Annotated in this window: 17 protein-coding genes; all 17 read right to left on the bottom strand. The window is 62.5% G+C overall.

Annotation, left to right across the window (positions count from 1 at the left end; genetic code table 11):
- Window positions 1-271: 271 nt before the first annotated feature.
- The 17 genes from AACY11_RS14655 to AACY11_RS14575 are packed head-to-tail and all read right to left on the bottom strand — an operon-like array spanning window position 272 to window position 16,280.
- The gene (locus tag AACY11_RS14655) at window positions 272-1,075 is read right to left on the bottom strand and encodes a hypothetical protein (protein WP_339432225.1); all 804 of its coding nucleotides are present in this window, start codon (window positions 1,073-1,075) and stop codon (window positions 272-274) included.
- Window positions 1,076-1,100: 25 nt separating this feature from the next.
- Window positions 1,101-2,327 carry a beta-ketoacyl-ACP synthase gene (locus AACY11_RS14650; protein ID WP_339465386.1) on the bottom strand — a complete coding sequence of 409 codons (1,227 nt, stop codon included), beginning with the start codon at window positions 2,325-2,327 and terminating at the stop codon, window positions 1,101-1,103.
- Window positions 2,327-3,055, bottom strand: coding sequence for a 3-oxoacyl-ACP reductase FabG (fabG, locus tag AACY11_RS14645; protein WP_221731292.1), 729 nt, complete (start codon window positions 3,053-3,055; stop codon window positions 2,327-2,329). The genes AACY11_RS14650 and fabG overlap by 1 nt, the downstream gene beginning before the upstream one ends.
- Window positions 3,048-3,512: a hotdog family protein gene (locus tag AACY11_RS14640; protein WP_339432227.1), complete on the bottom strand. Its 465-nt coding sequence runs from the start codon at window positions 3,510-3,512 to the stop codon at window positions 3,048-3,050. Before AACY11_RS14640 ends, fabG begins: the two co-directional genes overlap by 8 nt.
- Window positions 3,509-4,705: a beta-ketoacyl-[acyl-carrier-protein] synthase family protein gene (locus AACY11_RS14635; protein WP_339432228.1), complete on the bottom strand. Its 1,197-nt coding sequence runs from the start codon at window positions 4,703-4,705 to the stop codon at window positions 3,509-3,511. Before AACY11_RS14635 ends, AACY11_RS14640 begins: the two co-directional genes overlap by 4 nt.
- A complete protein-coding gene (locus AACY11_RS14630; protein WP_339495059.1) occupies window positions 4,702-5,292 on the bottom strand; it encodes a hypothetical protein in 591 nt (196 codons plus the stop codon). The genes AACY11_RS14635 and AACY11_RS14630 overlap by 4 nt, the downstream gene beginning before the upstream one ends.
- On the bottom strand, window positions 5,292-6,017 hold the full coding sequence (locus tag AACY11_RS14625; RefSeq protein ID WP_339432230.1) for a class I SAM-dependent methyltransferase: 726 nt from the start codon (window positions 6,015-6,017) through the stop codon (window positions 5,292-5,294). Before AACY11_RS14625 ends, AACY11_RS14630 begins: the two co-directional genes overlap by 1 nt.
- Window positions 6,014-7,261 (bottom strand): NAD(P)/FAD-dependent oxidoreductase, encoded by a 1,248-nt coding sequence (locus AACY11_RS14620; RefSeq protein WP_339495057.1) that lies wholly within the window; start codon window positions 7,259-7,261, stop codon window positions 6,014-6,016. Before AACY11_RS14620 ends, AACY11_RS14625 begins: the two co-directional genes overlap by 4 nt.
- Complete coding sequence (locus tag AACY11_RS14615; protein WP_339495056.1) at window positions 7,248-9,611, bottom strand: MMPL family transporter; 2,364 nt, start codon at window positions 9,609-9,611, stop codon at window positions 7,248-7,250. Before AACY11_RS14615 ends, AACY11_RS14620 begins: the two co-directional genes overlap by 14 nt.
- Window positions 9,595-10,197 (bottom strand): outer membrane lipoprotein carrier protein LolA, encoded by a 603-nt coding sequence (locus tag AACY11_RS14610; RefSeq protein WP_339465383.1) that lies wholly within the window; start codon window positions 10,195-10,197, stop codon window positions 9,595-9,597. The genes AACY11_RS14615 and AACY11_RS14610 overlap by 17 nt, the downstream gene beginning before the upstream one ends.
- A complete protein-coding gene (locus AACY11_RS14605; RefSeq protein ID WP_339432234.1) occupies window positions 10,194-10,619 on the bottom strand; it encodes an acyl-CoA thioesterase in 426 nt (141 codons plus the stop codon). Before AACY11_RS14605 ends, AACY11_RS14610 begins: the two co-directional genes overlap by 4 nt.
- The gene (locus tag AACY11_RS14600) at window positions 10,612-12,156 is read right to left on the bottom strand and encodes an HAL/PAL/TAL family ammonia-lyase (RefSeq protein ID WP_339495054.1); all 1,545 of its coding nucleotides are present in this window, start codon (window positions 12,154-12,156) and stop codon (window positions 10,612-10,614) included. Before AACY11_RS14600 ends, AACY11_RS14605 begins: the two co-directional genes overlap by 8 nt.
- On the bottom strand, window positions 12,137-13,084 hold the full coding sequence (locus AACY11_RS14595) for an LpxL/LpxP family acyltransferase (RefSeq protein ID WP_339465381.1): 948 nt from the start codon (window positions 13,082-13,084) through the stop codon (window positions 12,137-12,139). Before AACY11_RS14595 ends, AACY11_RS14600 begins: the two co-directional genes overlap by 20 nt.
- A complete protein-coding gene (locus AACY11_RS14590) occupies window positions 13,081-13,815 on the bottom strand; it encodes a glycosyltransferase family 2 protein (RefSeq protein WP_339432237.1) in 735 nt (244 codons plus the stop codon). The genes AACY11_RS14595 and AACY11_RS14590 overlap by 4 nt, the downstream gene beginning before the upstream one ends.
- A complete protein-coding gene (locus AACY11_RS14585; protein ID WP_339432238.1) occupies window positions 13,808-15,487 on the bottom strand; it encodes an AMP-binding protein in 1,680 nt (559 codons plus the stop codon). The genes AACY11_RS14590 and AACY11_RS14585 overlap by 8 nt, the downstream gene beginning before the upstream one ends.
- Window positions 15,484-16,029 carry a hypothetical protein gene (locus tag AACY11_RS14580; protein ID WP_339495052.1) on the bottom strand — a complete coding sequence of 182 codons (546 nt, stop codon included), beginning with the start codon at window positions 16,027-16,029 and terminating at the stop codon, window positions 15,484-15,486. The genes AACY11_RS14585 and AACY11_RS14580 overlap by 4 nt, the downstream gene beginning before the upstream one ends.
- A complete protein-coding gene (locus tag AACY11_RS14575; protein ID WP_064388843.1) occupies window positions 16,026-16,280 on the bottom strand; it encodes an acyl carrier protein in 255 nt (84 codons plus the stop codon). Before AACY11_RS14575 ends, AACY11_RS14580 begins: the two co-directional genes overlap by 4 nt.
- Between the last annotated feature and the right edge of the window lie 7 nt (window positions 16,281-16,287).

The following is a 16,287-nucleotide window of genomic DNA, read 5'->3' as shown; positions in this document are numbered from 1 at the left end:
TGGTTGTTTGGCAACGCTCGCTTCTTGCTGCGACAGCTCGAGGGGGCGAGAGCCGAAATGGCCTTGGCGGTGAACGCCTATAACCTGAAAAGAGCGATTAACGTGCTCGGCGCACGTCAGTTGATGGCGTTGATGGGCTGAAACGCCCTTTTTCGTCTGCCGTCCGCACAAAAGCCAACGCCCCGAACAAGTCGGGGCGTTTGCTTGAAACCACCATCAGTGTGTTTTCACACAGTCTGAATTGGCGCCCTTTGTCGTTTCTGCAATCCCATCAATCCACGTGCGCGAGGTCACCACGCAACGCCACGCTGGAAACCAGCATCCCCGCGCGGCACTGGAATTTTTCGGTGTCTTTGTACAGGTCGCGCTGGTCGACGCTGGCGATGTTGATCACGGCGTTGGCGTCAGCTTTTTTCGCGGCGTTCTGCAGGGTCGCCAGCGCCGATTGCAGCGCCCAGAAGCAGGCGTCTTCGTCGGACTTGTTCGAGCCGTTGGTCTTGCGGCTGCTGCTCACGGTGTCGAGTTTGCGCACTTGCTTGGGCAGCGTTTCGCCAGCCAGGTAGAACTTCACGCTGCCGTCCAGCAGGCCGGCGTCGGTGGCGCGTTTGACGCCTTCGCGAAAGCTCAGGTAGGTCGGTTCGTCGGCGCCTTGCTTGACGATGCCCAGGTCGTTGACGAACTCGATGTCCGGGTTGATCGACAGCTCCTTGAGTACGTTGTCGCGCAGGCGGTTGACCCAACGGTTGTAGTTGCCGTGGATCTTGCCGTCCTTGGCATCGAGGCCGTAGCTGCTGCGATAGTCGATTTCGAACGAGGTCGGGCTGAACGGGATGTCGACTTCGGCGTGGTGGCGACCGCGTACGGTGATCGCGGCCTTGATCATGCCCGGGCGTACCGATTGCACGACCCACTGGCGGTCGTTGAGCGCGGTAACGATGGCGCGGCTCATCTGTTGCTGGGTGAAACCGAGGTTGGGCGAGAACTCTTCCTTGGCGTTGTAAACCGGTTTGCTGGTGCAACCGCCGAGCACAAAAGCCAGTGCCAACAGAGCGGCGATGCGGTGAAACTGAGTCATTCCCTTCACTCCAAACGTGTTGCGGTCAGTGCCAGCGGCGGAAAATCAACGAGGTGTTGACGCCACCAAAAGCGAAATTGTTGTTCATCACGTATTCGTTGCTCATCTGGCGGAATTCACCGCGCAGGTAGTCGAGCTTGCCGCAGTGCGGATCGACCTCGTCGAGGTTGAACGTGTGCACGTACAGGTCGCGATTCATCATCTCGATGCTGAACCACGACTCCAGCGCCCCGCAGGCCCCGAGCGTGTGGCCGAGGAAACTCTTCTGCGAGCTGATCGGCATGCGTTCACCGAACAAACTGCTGGTCGCCAGTGTTTCGGCAATGTCGCCCTGTTCTGTAGCGGTGCCGTGGCCATTTACATAACCGATGGCCTGCGGCGTCAGGCCGGCGTCTTCCAGCGCCAATTCCATGGCACGGCGCATGGTCACTTGTTCCGGGCGTGTGGTGTGCTGGCCGTCGGCGTTGCTGCCGAAACCGACGATCTCGGCGTGGATGTGCGCACCGCGCGCCAGAGCATGTTCCAGCTCTTCAAGGACCAGCATGCCGCCGCCTTCACCTATCACCAGACCATCGCGGCCCTTGTCGTACGGGCGTGGGCTGGTTTGTGGCGCATCGTTTTTCAGGCTGGTGGCGTAGAGCGCGTCGAAGACCATGGCTTCGGTCGGGCAGAGTTCTTCGGCACCGCCAGCGAGCATCAGCGGCAAGCGGCCGAACTTGATCGCCTCGTAGGCATAACCGATGCCCTGACTGCCGCTGGTGCAGGCGCTGGACGTCGGGATCAGGCGCCCGGTGAGGCCAAAGAAGATGCTGATATTCGCCGCTGTGGTGTGCGGCATCATGCGCACGTAGGAGTTGGCGTTGAGGCCCTCGGCCACCGAGTTGAGCAGCATGTTGCCGAACGCCTTGATCTCGTCGGTGCTGCCGGTGGACGACCCGCAGGCCACGCCCATACGCCCGTCCTTGATCGATGCGTCACCGAGCAGGCCGGCGTCGGCCAGGGCTTGTTCCGCCGCGCCGACGGCGAGTCGCGACACCCGGCCCATGCTGCGCAGTTGTTTGCGCGTCCAATGTGCAGGGACGACAAAATCATCGATGGGCCCGGCCAGACGCGTATTGAGCTCGCTGAAGCGATCCCACTCGTCCATCCGCCGAATGCCGCTGCGGTTGGCCGCGAAGTTGCCCGAGATGGTTTCCCAGTCGCTGCCCAGCGAGGTGATGCCGGCCATGCCGGTGACGACGACGCGCTTCATCAGCACAAGCCTCCGTTGACCGCCAGGACCTGGCGGGTGATGTACGAGGCTTCCGCCGACATCAGGAAATTCACCGCACCGGCCACCTCTTCAGGGGTGCCCATGCGTTGTGCGGGGATCATTTTCATCAGTTCTTCCACCGGCACGTTTTCGTCGAGCATCGCCGTGTCGATCAGGCCCGGCGCGACGCAGTTAACGGTGATTTTGCGCTTGCCCAGTTCGATCGCCAACGCTTTCGCCGCACCGATCACGCCAGCCTTGGAGGCGCTGTAGTTGACCTGGCCACGGTTGCCGATCAATCCCGACACCGAAGTGATGCAAACAATGCGACCAGCGGCGCGGCGGCGGATCATCGGCATCATCACCGGGTGCAGGACGTTATAGAAACCGTCGAGGTTGGTGCGCAGTACCACGTCCCAATCGTCGTCGCTCAGCGCGGGGAAAGCGCCGTCGCGAGTCAGGCCGGCGTTGAGCACGACGCCGTAATACGCGCCATGGGTTTCGACGTCGGCTTCAAGAATGCTTTTGCAGGCTTCGCGATCGGCTACATCGAATTGCAGGATGCGCGCGTGGCGGCCCAGCGCTTCGATTTCAGCCTGTACCGCTTGCGCCTCGGCAACGCCGCTGCGGCAATGAAGGACGATGTCGTGCCCGGCTTGCGCCAGGCGCAACGCAATGGCGCGGCCGATGCCACGGCTGGAGCCGGTGACCAGTACGGATTCAGTCATCGTTCGACGCCTTTTTCTGTTCAAGATAATCAGCCGCCGCAGGTGGGCGGAATACATTCAGCCGGGCGCTGGCGTGGATGCCGTCAGCGTTGATATGGCATTCGAACACGCCCATGCCGTTGTCGTCTTCCAGCGAGCGGATGCCGTGAACGGTCAACTCGCTGCCAGCGGCGAACGCGGCGACGTTGCACTCGAACTTGCGCGTGCCGAGCAGGAAGCCCAGTTCCACCGGATTGCCTTTCAATCGTGCATGGCAACCGGCGAAGGCAGCGACGCTTTGCGCCATCAGTTCGATGCCCACCCACGCGGGCAGGCTACCGTCGGGCAGGCTGAACAGGCTGTCAGGTTTGACCGTGAGCCGGGTGTAAATCTGCTCTTCATCGAAGCTGATGATTTGGTCGATCAGGATCATGTCGCCGGCGTGCGGCAGTAATTCGGCGAGCGGCCAGTCGGTCATGGGGCGTCTCCGATAATCAGGCTGACGTTGTTGCCCCCGAAGGCAAACGAGTTGCTCATCAGGTAGCGCGGTGCAATGGACGTCAGGCGTGCGTTCGCAGTCACCCATTTGAGCGGCGGCAGCGCGGGATCGGCCTGGCCATCCCAGACGTGCGGTGGTAGTGCGTGTTCGTGATTGTCGGCACTCAGGCTCAGCCAGCAGAAAGCGGCTTCCAGCGCACCGGCCGCACCAAGGGTGTGACCGGTCATCGGTTTGGTCGATGAGCAGGCCACGCCGTCGGGAAACAGCGTGGCGACGGCCAGGCTTTCCATGGCGTCGTTGTGTTGGGTCGCGGTGCCGTGCAGGTTCAGATAGTTGATCTGCGCGGCTTGCAGGTGGGCGCGACTCAAGGCTTTGTGCATCGCTTGCAGTGCACCGCGGCCGCTCGGTTCCGGGGCGGAAATGTGATGCGCGTCAGAGCTGGCACCCGCCCCGAGCAAGGCGATGGCCGGGCCGTCGCCCCGTTGCTTGCTCATGACGAACAGCACCGCTGCTTCACCGATGTTGATGCCGTTGCGGTTGGCCGAGAACGGATTGCAGCGCTCGTCGGACATGGCTTCCAGCGACGAGAAACCGTTGAGGGTCAGTTTGCACAGGCTGTCGACACCGCCGCACAGCACCGCGTCGCACAGGCCCAGATCAAGCAGGCGCTGTGCGCTCATCAAGGCGCGGGCGCTGGAGGTGCAGGCGGTCGAAATCACATAAGCCGGGCCGCTCAATTGCAGCCAGTCGGCGAGGAAGTTGGCCGGGGCGCCGAGTTCCTGTTGCCGATAGTCATACTCGACCGGGAACTGCTGCTCGCGAATGAAGTGCGCCAGGCCACGACTGGCCTCGTCGATGCCCGAGGTGCTGGTGCCGAGCACCACGCCGATGCGCTCGCGGCCAAAGGTCTGGATCGCCTGATCGATGTCTTCGCGGATCTGCAGCGCGGCTTCCAGCAACAGTTGATTGTTGCGGCTGCTCTGGTCATGAAGCGCTGCGGGAATCGGCGCCAGTTCACCGTGTACCGCCGCTACCGGCAACACACGCTCGGGCACCCAGCCGGATTCACTGCACATGCCCGAGCAATCGCCGGCAAACAGCTTGCGGGCCACTTCTTGCTTGTCGCGACCCAGGGCGCAGATCACGCCGAGGGCATTCAGGTAGGCAGTCATGGCGTCGGTTCACCGAGTGGGGACACGCGATAGTGCGGGCCTTGAGGCAGGTTCACATCGAAGCTCAACGGTTGTGAATAACGAATGTTCCAGCGCGGCGCCAGGGAACGTTGCCCGTCGTGCTGCAGCGCGGCGGGGTAATTGCGTAGCAGTTCGCCGGACGGGGTCAGGGCAAACAACAGCGCGGCGAACAGCTCCCGGGCCTGCGGGTTGGGCGGCAGCAGACCATCGGGCTGCCAATGACCGTCGATCAATTGCTGGCGCGCCTGAGGAATGCCCAGCGGGTCCATCATCGACCAGCGAATGCCGGGGCCCTCGCGCTGGATCACCAAGAGCCAGTCTTGACGCTGATCGCCCTGGAGTTGCTCGATGTGCAATTGCAGCGGCAGTGGCAAAGCAGGGTTGCCCGCCGGCAGTGGCGCCTGGCTGGCGCAACCACTCAACAGGGCCGATACCAACAATACCAGCCACACCACAACCCCTGTGGGAGCGGGCTTGCTCGCGAAGGCGTCGGCACATCCGGCATCAATGCAAGCTGATCCACCGCTTTCGCGAGCAAGCCCGCTCCCACAGGTCAGGTGTTGCATCAGCACGCCCCTGCTAATGGTTTTCGGGCGACAACGTTCACCAACGTTTCCTCCCGCTGGCCAAACGGCTTGGGCTTGCGCAATCCAAACCGTTCCAGCAAGCCAAAATCTTTCGAGCGGCTCCACCACAAATACGGGTACGAAACATTGCGCTCGCCAAACTCGAAACCTTGTTCACGAATCATCTGCAGATACTGCGCTGCACTCTTCTGCACATGCATCGGATGGCGGAACAGCCAACGAATCACCCACGTATCAATGTAGGCCTCGGTTGACTCGGCGAACAGCAGATAGCCACCCGGTTTGAGCACGCGATAGAACTCGGCCAGGGCTTTTTCCTGTTCGACCAGGTGATGGAACGTCTGGTGACAGAACAGCAGATCAACGCTGGCATCCGGCACGTTGAGGGTTGCGCAATCACTGCCGATCAACTCGACGTCCAAACCCTGCCGCGCCGCTTCTTCACCGCTCAATTGAAGGCTGTGCGGATCGGCGTCGATACCGATCAAACGTTGCGGGGCGAAGGTCTGGCTCAGGTGGCGGAACGACTTGCCCTGGCCGCAGCCGGCGTCCAGCAGCACCGGGTTCGCGGGCAGCGTTTCGCTGAACAGGCTGCGTAGATCGTTGATCGCTACACGTAACACATGGTGCTGCCAGGTGTGGCTGCGCAGGAACCAGAAACCGAAGCGGGTTTCTTCGACATAGTTGTCGCTCAGGTAACTCATGGGGCGTCCTTTGCACAAAGTTCGGAAATCATCTTCAACCGGCGGCGCGCTTCGCTGACGAACGGGTTGCGCTCATCCCAGGCGTAGCCGGCGAGGATCGAGCAGATCATCCGGCGAATCTCCGCCTGACTGTCTTCATAGAAAATCACGTCCTGAAAGGTGCCGGCGTACCAGCCCTCGACGTAGCAGCGGAAGGTGTCGACGCCGCGTTTGAGCGGCTCGGCGAATTCGCGCTGCCAATCGACGGTTTCGCCTTGCAACTGACGGTGCAGCACGGCGGCGGCCATGCTCGCCGAACGCATGGCGATGGTCACGCCGGAAGAGAACACCGGGTCGAGAAACTCAGCGGCATTACCGAGCAACGCGAAGCCCGGCCCGTGCAGGGTTTTGACGTTGGCCGCATAACCACCGAGGGTTCGCGCCGGGGTGTCCCACACCGCGTTGTTCAGCACACGGGCGAGGCTGGGCGTTTCGGCGATGAAACCGCGCAGGCAGGCATCGAGATCTGCATCGCGACCCGCGAAATGTTCTGCGGCGGCGACCACGCCCACCGAGCAACGGCCGTGGCTGAACGGGATCGTCCAGAACCAGATATCGCGATGTTGCGGGTGGGTGGTGACGAGAATTTTTTCGCGGTCGAAGGCCGGGTGGTCGATGTGGTCTTCGACGTGGGTGAACACCGCTTGGCGCACCGGGAAATTCGACGGCGCTTCGAGATCGAGCAAACGTGACAGCACGCGCCCGTAACCACTGGCATCGAGCACGAAATCCGCCTCGAGGCGGTACTCACTGCCGTCTTCGCGGCGCACATCGAGCTGCGGTTTCGCCCGGTCGAAATCGACGCCGACGATGGCATCGCCATAGCGGATTTCAGCACCTTGCAGCGCCGCTTGGTCGGCCAGCAGTTTGTCGAAATCGGCGCGTTGCACCTGGAATGTCGTCGGTTTTCCGTCGGTGAAGGTGTCGCTGAAATCGAACGCGCTGTAGCGCTCGCCCCAGGCAAACGCCGCGCCGGTCTTGCGCTGGAAGCCAGCGGCGTTGACGGCGTCGAGCATGCCAGCCTCTTCGACGAAATCCAGGCAATGACTGAGCAGGCTTTCACCGATGGAAAAGCGTGGGAAGTGCTGGCGCTCGATCACCAGCACATCGTGGCCCTTGCGCTTGAGCAGCGCGGCGGCGATGGCGCCGGAGGGGCCAGCGCCGATAATGACGACCTGGCGACGCTGCGTTTCAATGATGGGCATGTGAACTCTCGGGCGCGATGGCGGTGGTATTCAGGGGCGTGTGGACATGACGCCCGGCCCAAGGGGCAAGAATGAAGCTGAAGGCCAGTCCGAGGCTCACTGACAGACCGAAGTTGCTCACCGCCGGTGTACTCGACACCGCCAGCAGACCGAACGACAGCCACGTCGTCACGGCGGCCAGCAACGTGCCGAGCAGGCTGACCGCCGCGCCGCCAACCTGCTCACGCATGAGGATCGCGTAATCGACGCTGATGGCCGTGACCAGCAACAAGCCGAACAGACTGAACAGGGTCAGCGGCTGGCCGAGCCAGCCAAGGCTGGCCAGGCTGCACAGCGCCGCGAGCAATGGCAGGGCCACGATGCGCAATGCGCCGCCTAAACCGAACGGCACGATCAGCACCAGTACGATCAACACGCAGGAGGCGAGTTTCAGTTCGGCGGCGCTGATCTGGGTCGCGGCGAAAACATCATTGAGCTTGCCGAGACGATCCACCAGGACAACGCCCGGCAGGTCTTGCGTCTGCACCCGCAACAGCGCCGGGTTGTTCAGGCCTTGCAGGCTGGTCATTGCCGCAACGCCGTGCTCGGTCGGACCGAGCCACAGCGTGCGATAGGGTTCGCCAAGCGGGCCGGCCAGCGCGGCGTCGATGTCCTTGGCGGGTAGATTTTTTAGCTGTTGCAGCTCGTTTTGCAGCGCGGCGAGGGGCACGCCGAGGTCGAGCAGTGGTTGCCAGTGCTGCGACAGTTTGCTCAACGCATCACGCACTGTCTGCTGCTGACCTGGCGGGCTGACCAGTTGATCGAGCGCCAGATACCCTTGCAGCTTGTCGAGGTTGACCAGTTGTTGCAGGCGCCCGCTCAGTGCGGCCTGACGTTCGAGCAATTGCTGCTGATTGGCGGCGCGAATCAGGAAGAACTGGCTGGTCGGTTGATAGCCGGTGATGCGTGCAATGGTCTGCGCTTCATCGGTCAGGCGTTGTGGCGTGCCGACCCATTGGCGGATGTCGTTTTTGCTTTGCAGTTGCACCAGGCCGCCGATGCAGAAGGCGATCAGCAGTGCCAACAGTACCGGTGTGCAGATGTGTTCAAGCAGTCGTTCTCGCAGATTCACCAGACGCTCGGCCAGATGCAGTGGCCATTGTGCCGGGCGCAGTTCGACATTGCGCAACAGCGCCGGCAGCAGGCACACCGCCGAGAGGTAGGCACCGAGCAACCCGGCGGCGGAGAACACGGCAATTTGCGTCAGCGCCGGGAAGGGCGTCCACGCCAGTGCCAGATAACCGATGACGCTGGTGATCAGGCTCAATGTCAGCCCAGGCAGGGTCAGACGCAAGGCCGGCCAACTGCGCCAGGGCTTGAAACTCCAGCTCTTGGACAGGTAGTGCAGCGGGTAATCCACCGCCACGCCAATCAGGCTGGAGCCCAATACCAGGGTCATCACATGCATATGGCCGAACAGCGCCACACACGTCACCGCACCAAACAACATGCCGACCAGCACCGGCATAAATGCCAGCAACACCTGCCATCGGCGGAAGGCGAGCAATAGCAGCAACAGAATACCGAGGGTGGCACCGCCGCCGACCCAGGTCATCTCGCGAGTGGCTTGCTGTTGACCATTGGCCGCGTACAGCAGACCGCTGGCGGCCAGCAGTTGCACACCTGATTCAGCCGCTTGCTCGCGGCTGTTTTGCAGCAGGGCGGCGACTTGCAGCGGCAGGTTCATGTCGAAGGCGTTGCCGGTGGTGCGCGCGCGCAGCATGACCCAGTTCTTGCCGTCGGCATCAGCGACCAATGCACCGCTGCCGATGTCCAGTTGCACTGCGCCGTGCTTGGGCTGGCTGTTCTGGATGCGCCCGGTCAGGCCCAGCCAGTCATCCTGACTGGGGACCAGACTGAAGCCGGTAAAGGGGTCGTACAGCGCCTGCACCCGTTGCTGGATGAAGGCGTCGGGATGTTCACTCAGCAATTGCCGATCATCCGCCGAGAGCATCGCCAGCCGACCGTCCAGCAGTTGTTTGCGCAGGGCCGGCAGGTCTGCTTGCAGGTTCCACTGCACGGTTTCAAACAGTCCGCTGGCTTGCCACTGCTCGCCCAGGGTCTGGGCCATGGCCAACGCCTTCTGACGATCAGTGTGGCCGACCAGCACCAGCATTTCGCGGTTGAGCGGTTCCTGCATGCGTTGTTCGGCGCGCAATTGGAGGGCGTCCGGGTTTGTGCCCGGCACCAGTTCCATCAGGTTGGCCGACAACGGCGCACCGTCGCGCCACTGCCAACCGGCCAGTGCGATCACCGCCAGCAGCAGGATCAGAAACAGCCACGGCAGCTTGCGTTCACTCGGCAAAGTCATGTTGCTCCGCGTCGCTCAGCGGTTGGTCGGCGGTGCTGTCCTGCATGCGCAGTACAGTGCTGTCGCCCTGGGTTTCCAGCAGTTCGATGGTTTGCACCAGTGCGCCGCCGTTGATGTTGATCTGGTTGAACACTTGCTTGAGCAATAACGAGCGCGGGGTCAGGGTCAGTGTCCACTTCTGCGCATCGCCGCTCAGGGCCAGTTCGAAATCCCGTTGCAGACCACTGCTATCACCTTGCAATACAGCGAGGAACAAACGGTTCTGTTCGGCCCCGGCGCTTTTGTTCGGCAGCCATTGCCAGCCACTGGCGTCACGCCGGGCAATGCCTTTGGCGCTGATGCGGTAGTCCTGCTGCAGCGGGGTTTTCAGTCGCCAGAGCAGGCCAAGGTTTTTGGCGAGGACGAAACGGCCCTTGCTGACCAGCGGCTGAGGCAGGGCGCGCAGGTGTTTTTCCTGAATGAACTGGCCGTGGATTACGTCCGGTTTGGCCAGTTGCTCGCTGAGCTGTTGCAGGTCGAAGGCGTTGGCCAACGTCGACACGGCCAGCAGCGCCAGCGCGCCGAGACTTCCAAGAAGCAGGTTCATCGCAGCATCCTTTCCACGGCATCGGTGAAGACTTTCGGCGAGGCCAGTTGCATCTCGCGACTGCAGACCTCGACCGCGACCTGCACCGAGCTGGCGCGGGTCAGGCGTTCGCCGGTTTGCAGATCGGTGATCAGGTAGTTGATCTTCAGACGGTTTTCCCACTCGACCAGGCTGGCGCGCACGTTCAGCTTCTGGCCGAACACCGCGCCACGCACATAGCGCAGTTGCAGGTCGATGATCGGCCAGGCGTAACCGGACTCGACCATGTGTGTGTAGTTGTGGCCGATCTTGTCCAGCAGCGCGCAACGCGCCACTTCGAGGTATTTGACGTAATGGCCGTGCCAGACCACGTGCAGGGTATCGACGTCAAAGAACGGTACGAGGATTTCCGTATCGGCGTGAAGCACTCCGGCACTACGCATGCAACCTCCAGTGTTGCGCGGCGATGCGTTGCAGGCACAGGCGCAGTTCGCCTTCCAGTGCACGGTCTTCGATGACCGGCGGGAAGTCATGGGCAAGTTCCTCGTGCATCGCGGCCAGTGCGGGTGGCAGTGGCCGAGCGTCTGCGGCCTGACCTCGCAGCCACACGCCTTGGTTCGCGGCCAGCAGCGTGGCGGCGGCAACCTGTTCGGTCAGTTCCAGCACGCGGATCGCGTCGCGGGCAGCGATGGTGCCCATGCTCACCTTGTCCTGGTTGTGGCACTCGGTGGAGCGCGAGAAGACGCTGGCCGGCATGGTGTTTTTCAACGCTTCGGCGGTCCAGGCGCTGGTGCCGATCTGCACAGCCTTGAAGCCATGGTTGAGCATCGCCCGATCAGCCGTAGCGCCGGACAGGTTGCTCGGCAAACCGTGGTTGTAACGCTCGTCCACCAGCAACGCCAGTTGACGGTCGAGCAGGTCGGCCACGTTGGCCACGAGGTTTTTCAGGCTGTCCATGGCGAACGCAATGTGCCCGCCGTAGAAGTGCCCACCGTGCAAGACACGTTCGGCTTCGGCGTCGATGATCGGGTTGTCGTTGGCGCTGTTGAGTTCGGTCTCGATGAACGAACGCAGCCAGTTCAGGCTGTCGGCCAGTACGCCGAGCACGTGCGGGGCGCAGCGCAGCGAATAGCGATCCTGCAAGCGATGCAGCGGCGCAGTCGGCGCGTCGATGGCCAGATCCTTGCGCAGCCACGCGGCGACCTGCATTTGCCCCGGATGCGGCTTGGCGGCGAACAGACGCTCGTCGAAGTGTTCCGGATTGCCTTGCAGCGCCACCACGTTGAGCGCGGTGATGCGCGTGGCCAGTTGCAGCAGGTAATTGGCGCGGGCGTAGGCCAGGCAGGCGAGGCCTGTCATCACAGCGGTGCCGTTCATCAATGCCAGCGCTTCTTTGGGGCGCAACACCAGCGGCGTCCAGCCGAGTTCGCGATGCACATCGGCAGCCTGACGGCGCTCGCCACGAAACATCACTTCGCGCTCGCCGGACAGCGTTGCCGCGACGTAGGACAGCGGCGTCAGGTCGCCGCTGGCGCCGACGGAACCCTCTTCGGGGATCAGCGGCAGGATGTCGTATTCGAGGAAGGCGTGCAGACGCTCCAGCAGTTCAATCCGCACCCCGGAAACACCGTGGCACAGCGACTGCAAACGCGCCGCCAGCACGGCGCGGGTGGCCTGGGCGTCGAGCAGTTTGCCGAGGCCGCAACCGTGGAAGGTGTAGAGATGACGCGGCAACGCTTCGACGTGATGCAGCGGCACCGCGACCACGCAGGAATCGCCGTAACCGGTGGTTACGCCGTAGATCACGCCTTCCTTGTCCAGCAGCGAATCGAGGAACCGTGCGCCTTTGGCGATGCGTTCACGGTAAACCGCGTCGCTCTGCAACTGCACGGGCGCCTGACGGTTGGCCAGGGCCAGCACGTCTTCGATGCGCAAAGGGCGTTCGCCGAAGGTTACCGGCTCATGGGTTGGCGTCGTCATCGGTCTTCCAGAAAGGGTAAAAGTTGAACCATTGTTGCGGCGCTTCGAGGCAATAGTGACTCAGGCGCTGCGCATAGCGGGTCGCCCACTGATGAATGACCTGCTCGCGCTCGCTGCGCTTCCACACTACGGCGTCGGCGAACGGTTCGAGGGTCAGGCGGTAGTGGCCGTCGGGTTGTTTGAGGCACATCAGCAGGTTGACCGGGCATTTGAGCAGACCGGCCAGCAGCCATGGCCCTTGCGGGAACGGCGCCGGGTGGCCAAGGAAATCGACGGTCACGCTGCGCCCGCCATGCAGCGGCACGCGGTCGCCGGCAATCGCCAGCCACTCACCGCGCTCCAGGCGTTCGTGCAGTTGCAGCATGATCACCGGGTCGAGTTCGCTGACCTGAATCAGGCGCAGATTGGTCGCCCCGGCCTCGCCGAGCAAACGGTTGAACTGCTCGGCGTGCTTGGTGTGTACCAGCACATTCATGGTGACTTTTTCGCCGATCTCCGCCAGTGCGCGGCACACTTCGAGATTGCCCAGGTGCGCGCCGACCAGCAGTTGCCCGCGACTGCCGCGCAACTGATTGCGCAGCAGCGCCGGGTCGATGATTTCGATCTGCTCGATTTTGAGTTTGCCGTTCCACACGTCGAGCTTGTCGAGCATCGAATCGGCGAAGGCCATGAACTGGCCGAACACCTGCCAATGGTTCGGCTGCAAGTCTTCGCGCTGGCTCCAGTCGGCCAGGCGTTGCTGGTATTGCCAGGCACTGCGCCGCGCGACTCGCCCAAACAGGAAAAAGTACAGGACGATGCCGTACAGCAATGGGCTCAGCAGCCGACGTCCAAGGACTTTGGCGGCGAGCGCGGTGAATTTCATCAACAGGAAACTGCCGCGTTCCTCGCGGTCGGCCCAGTGTTTTTTGTCGGTCTCGGTATTCATGCGCGCCACCGCCGCCAGAGGATCAGCGGAAAGCGCAGCAACATGCCGAAGAACAACCGGGTGTGCATGCTGGAAATCAGTGCGTTGTCGTGGAACAGACGGAAGTGCGAGACTCCATCCAACGGGTAATGCACGCTGGTTTGCAGCCAGCGCATCGGCTGATTGCGCCACGACAGGCGTACCAGAATGTCCGAGTCGAAATCCATGCGTTTGCCGACTTTCGCCGAGTTGATCAACGCCAGCGTCGAGGCCAGCGGGTACACCCGAAAACCGCACATCGAATCGCGGATCTGCAGCGACAGCGTGTTGATCCACACCATCACGTGGGTCAGGTAGCGGGCATACAAACGGCCCTTGGGCACGCTTTCATCGAACAGCGGATAACCGCAGATCATCGCGTGTGGATGCGCTCGGGATTCTTCGACGAAACGAGCGACGTCGTGCAAGTCATGCTGGCCGTCGGCATCGACCTGCAGTGCATGGCTGAAACCCAGTCTTGCGGCTTCGCGCAGGCCGGTCATCACCGCGCCGCCCTTGCCCTGATTGGCGGTCAGGCGCACCAGAAAAACGTTGTCGCGTTCGGCCAGCCCCTCAAGTACGCGCGCGCAGGATTGCGTGCTGGCGTCGTCCACCAGAATGCACGGCAGGCCTTGGGCGAGCAGGGCGTCGACCACGGTGGTGATCGCGGTTTCGTGGTTGTAGACCGGGATCACAGCGCAAGGGTTATGCATGAGCGGTCTCCAGCAAGATCCGGCCGCTGGAGCAGGTGGCGGTGTCGTTGCGATAGGCGAAATACAGCTTGTTGCGTTCGGGATCGAAGCGCAGGTGCAGTTGAATTTCATCGCCAGGGCGCACCAGTTGCTGAAACTTCAACACTTCCATGCCGGCAAACGTACCGCGCAGGTTCAGCCGTTGGCGGCCGAGGTTCAGCGCCCATTCCACTTGCACCACGCCCGGCAACACCGGGGCTTTGGGGAAGTGGCCGCTGAAATAGGCCAGGTCCGGTGGAACACTGAGTTGCAGGCTCCATTCACCGTCGGTTTCAAGCTGATCCAGCACATCGGGGGCTTTCGGCCGGGGCGCCAGCAGTAGCGCTTCGACATCGGCCTGCGGCAGCTTGCCTTGGCTGTTCAGCGGTAATTGACGCAGCAGACGCCAGCGACGCGGCAGCGCGAGGGCTTCGCAATGCTCGCTGAGGTGCTTGCGCAGGGCTTCGGTGAGGCTGCGGCGGCCATGTTCACGCAGGGCAAACAGGCCCGACTCGCTGAGCACCAGCAAGGCGCCCAACGACGCACGGTTTTCCTGCACCACACCCAGACGCGCTTCCGCGACCCAATCATGGGCGATCAGGGCGTGCTCGAGCATTGGCAGCGAGATGCGTTTTTCTTCCAGTTTGACGATCCGGTCCAGTCGCCCGAGCAGTTCGAAACGACCATCGGCGCCGATGCGCGCAGCGTCGGCGGTGTGTTCGACATGCCCGGCGGGCAGATAGGGTGAGGCAATCAGCAGTGCGCCGTCGTTGTCCTGAGTCAGTTCGACGTCGGCGAAGGGTTGCCACAGCGTTGCGCCCTGACGCCAGGCGATGCCACCGGTTTCGGAGCTGCCGAGGATTTCCGTCGGCCACTGTTGCAGGCGTTGATGCAGGCTCTGTGCGGCTTCTGCCGGCAGCGCGCCACCGGAGGAAAATACCCGGCGCACTGCGCTCAGGGCCGGCCAGTCGAGGTTGTCACCCATGCGCTTGAGCAGCGCCGGGCTGGCGACCCAGGCAAAGGTCGAGTGCTCGCGGCTGGCGCGTTGCAAATCTTCGGAGAAGGCCAGTTGCTTGCGCACGAACGTTCGACCGGCGCACAGCGGCCAGAGCACACGGAACAGCAAACCGTAGATGTGCTGAGTCGCGACACTGCCGATGATGCAGGCTTCACCGAGATCCGCCCCCCAGAGCTGCTCCAGCGCGTGGACTTCATTGGCCAGTTGGCGCAGGGATTTGTCGATGCGCTTGGGCTCGCCGCTGGAACCGGAAGTACACAGGCTCAAGCGGCACTCATCCAGATCCAGTTCCGCGCCGGGCAATGGCGGCTGATCGAAGTCCCCTAAATGGCTGTCACCGCTTTGATCGGTCAGCCACAGGTCGACTTCATCTGACCAGCGCTGACGGGTCTGCGCTTGCAGATCCGAGGGCAGCAACACTTGGACACCTGCGCGCCAGGCGCCTAACAGGGCGATGGCCAGATCGGCGGCGTCTTCCAGATGCACGGCCAAGCGCCGTACACCCTGAGCTTGCAGGCCGGCGGCAACGCGTAGCGCTTGCTCGCGCAGTTGCGCGTGATCGAGTGCAGGTGCGTGGCTGATCGCCCGCGTCGGCAGCGCCTTGAGCAATAACTGCTCAAGTTTTATCCAGTTCATGTACGGCCTCTTACCCGTTGTCGTATCAGCCATTCAATGGCAAACATCAGGCCGATCAATCCGTAGGAAATCAGGCCGGTGTACAACATCCACCAATTCAGCGGCGCCCACAGGGTGAGGAGGGCGGCGCACAAACCGTTGCAGAAGAAAAAGATGCTCCACGCTACGGTGACCTTGCGGGTGTAGCGAATCGCGTTGGCGGGCAACTGCGGCTCACGCAGCCGCGCCAGCCGTTCGACCATCGGTGGGCCGAATTTCAGGCTCAGGCTGAACAGCGCCAGCATGAAACCGCTGATCAGCACGGGGTACCAGCGCAGCAGCATTGGGCTATCGAACACCGCCAGCAGCAGGCAGAACACGATGGCCACGCTGGCCATCCACAGGCTGCCTGGCTTGCGCTCGCCGGTCAGTGCCCGCGCCAGCCACAGGCTGCCCAGCAGCAGTCCGAACTGCCACGGGGCGAAGTGCTCCATGCCGAAATACACCGCAAAGGGGTACAGCAGGCCGGCCAGTAACAGGCCGAGGCCGATCAATCGGCTCATGCGGCCGGTTGAACCAGACGGTAGACCGCCTCGACCACGTCACCCACGGTACGCACCGATTTGAACTCTTCAGCGGCGATTTTCTTGCCGGTCTGGCGTTTGATGTGATCGATCAGATCGACCGCATCGATGCTGTCGATTTCCAGATCCTGATACAGGTTGGAGTCCAGGCTCACACGGGCCGGGTCCAGTTCGAACAGCTCGACCAGGGCATCGCGCAGGGTGTTGAAAATGTCATCACGAGTTTGCATGGTCCGG

Origin of the sequence: Pseudomonas sp. RA_105y_Pfl2_P56 (genome assembly GCF_963970845.1) — a bacterium.
GTDB lineage: Bacteria > Pseudomonadota > Gammaproteobacteria > Pseudomonadales > Pseudomonadaceae > Aquipseudomonas > Aquipseudomonas baetica_A.
The sequence above is the reverse complement of the archived record's forward strand: the minus strand, read 5'-3'. Positions and strand labels throughout refer to the sequence as shown.

Bases quoted from the DNA above. Each gene is read 5' to 3' on its own strand.
- AACY11_RS14655 (WP_339432225.1), bottom strand. From the start codon at position 1,075: ATGACTCAGTTTCACCGCATCGCCGCTCTGTTGGCACTGGCTTTTGTG.
- AACY11_RS14650 (WP_339465386.1), bottom strand. From the start codon at position 2,327: ATGAAGCGCGTCGTCGTCACCGGCATGGCCGGCATCACCTCGCTGGGC.
- fabG (WP_221731292.1), bottom strand. From the start codon at position 3,055: ATGACTGAATCCGTACTGGTCACCGGCTCCAGCCGTGGCATCGGCCGC.
- AACY11_RS14640 (WP_339432227.1), bottom strand. From the start codon at position 3,512: ATGACCGACTGGCCGCTCGCCGAATTACTGCCGCACGCCGGCGACATG.
- AACY11_RS14635 (WP_339432228.1), bottom strand. From the start codon at position 4,705: ATGACTGCCTACCTGAATGCCCTCGGCGTGATCTGCGCCCTGGGTCGC.
- AACY11_RS14630 (WP_339495059.1), bottom strand. From the start codon at position 5,292: ATGCAACACCTGACCTGTGGGAGCGGGCTTGCTCGCGAAAGCGGTGGA.
- AACY11_RS14625 (WP_339432230.1), bottom strand. From the start codon at position 6,017: ATGAGTTACCTGAGCGACAACTATGTCGAAGAAACCCGCTTCGGTTTC.
- AACY11_RS14620 (WP_339495057.1), bottom strand. From the start codon at position 7,261: ATGCCCATCATTGAAACGCAGCGTCGCCAGGTCGTCATTATCGGCGCT.
- AACY11_RS14615 (WP_339495056.1), bottom strand. From the start codon at position 9,611: ATGACTTTGCCGAGTGAACGCAAGCTGCCGTGGCTGTTTCTGATCCTG.
- AACY11_RS14610 (WP_339465383.1), bottom strand. From the start codon at position 10,197: ATGAACCTGCTTCTTGGAAGTCTCGGCGCGCTGGCGCTGCTGGCCGTG.
- AACY11_RS14605 (WP_339432234.1), bottom strand. From the start codon at position 10,619: ATGCGTAGTGCCGGAGTGCTTCACGCCGATACGGAAATCCTCGTACCG.
- AACY11_RS14600 (WP_339495054.1), bottom strand. From the start codon at position 12,156: ATGACGACGCCAACCCATGAGCCGGTAACCTTCGGCGAACGCCCTTTG.
- AACY11_RS14595 (WP_339465381.1), bottom strand. From the start codon at position 13,084: ATGAATACCGAGACCGACAAAAAACACTGGGCCGACCGCGAGGAACGC.
- AACY11_RS14590 (WP_339432237.1), bottom strand. From the start codon at position 13,815: ATGCATAACCCTTGCGCTGTGATCCCGGTCTACAACCACGAAACCGCG.
- AACY11_RS14585 (WP_339432238.1), bottom strand. From the start codon at position 15,487: ATGAACTGGATAAAACTTGAGCAGTTATTGCTCAAGGCGCTGCCGACG.
- AACY11_RS14580 (WP_339495052.1), bottom strand. From the start codon at position 16,029: ATGAGCCGATTGATCGGCCTCGGCCTGTTACTGGCCGGCCTGCTGTAC.
- AACY11_RS14575 (WP_064388843.1), bottom strand. From the start codon at position 16,280: ATGCAAACTCGTGATGACATTTTCAACACCCTGCGCGATGCCCTGGTC.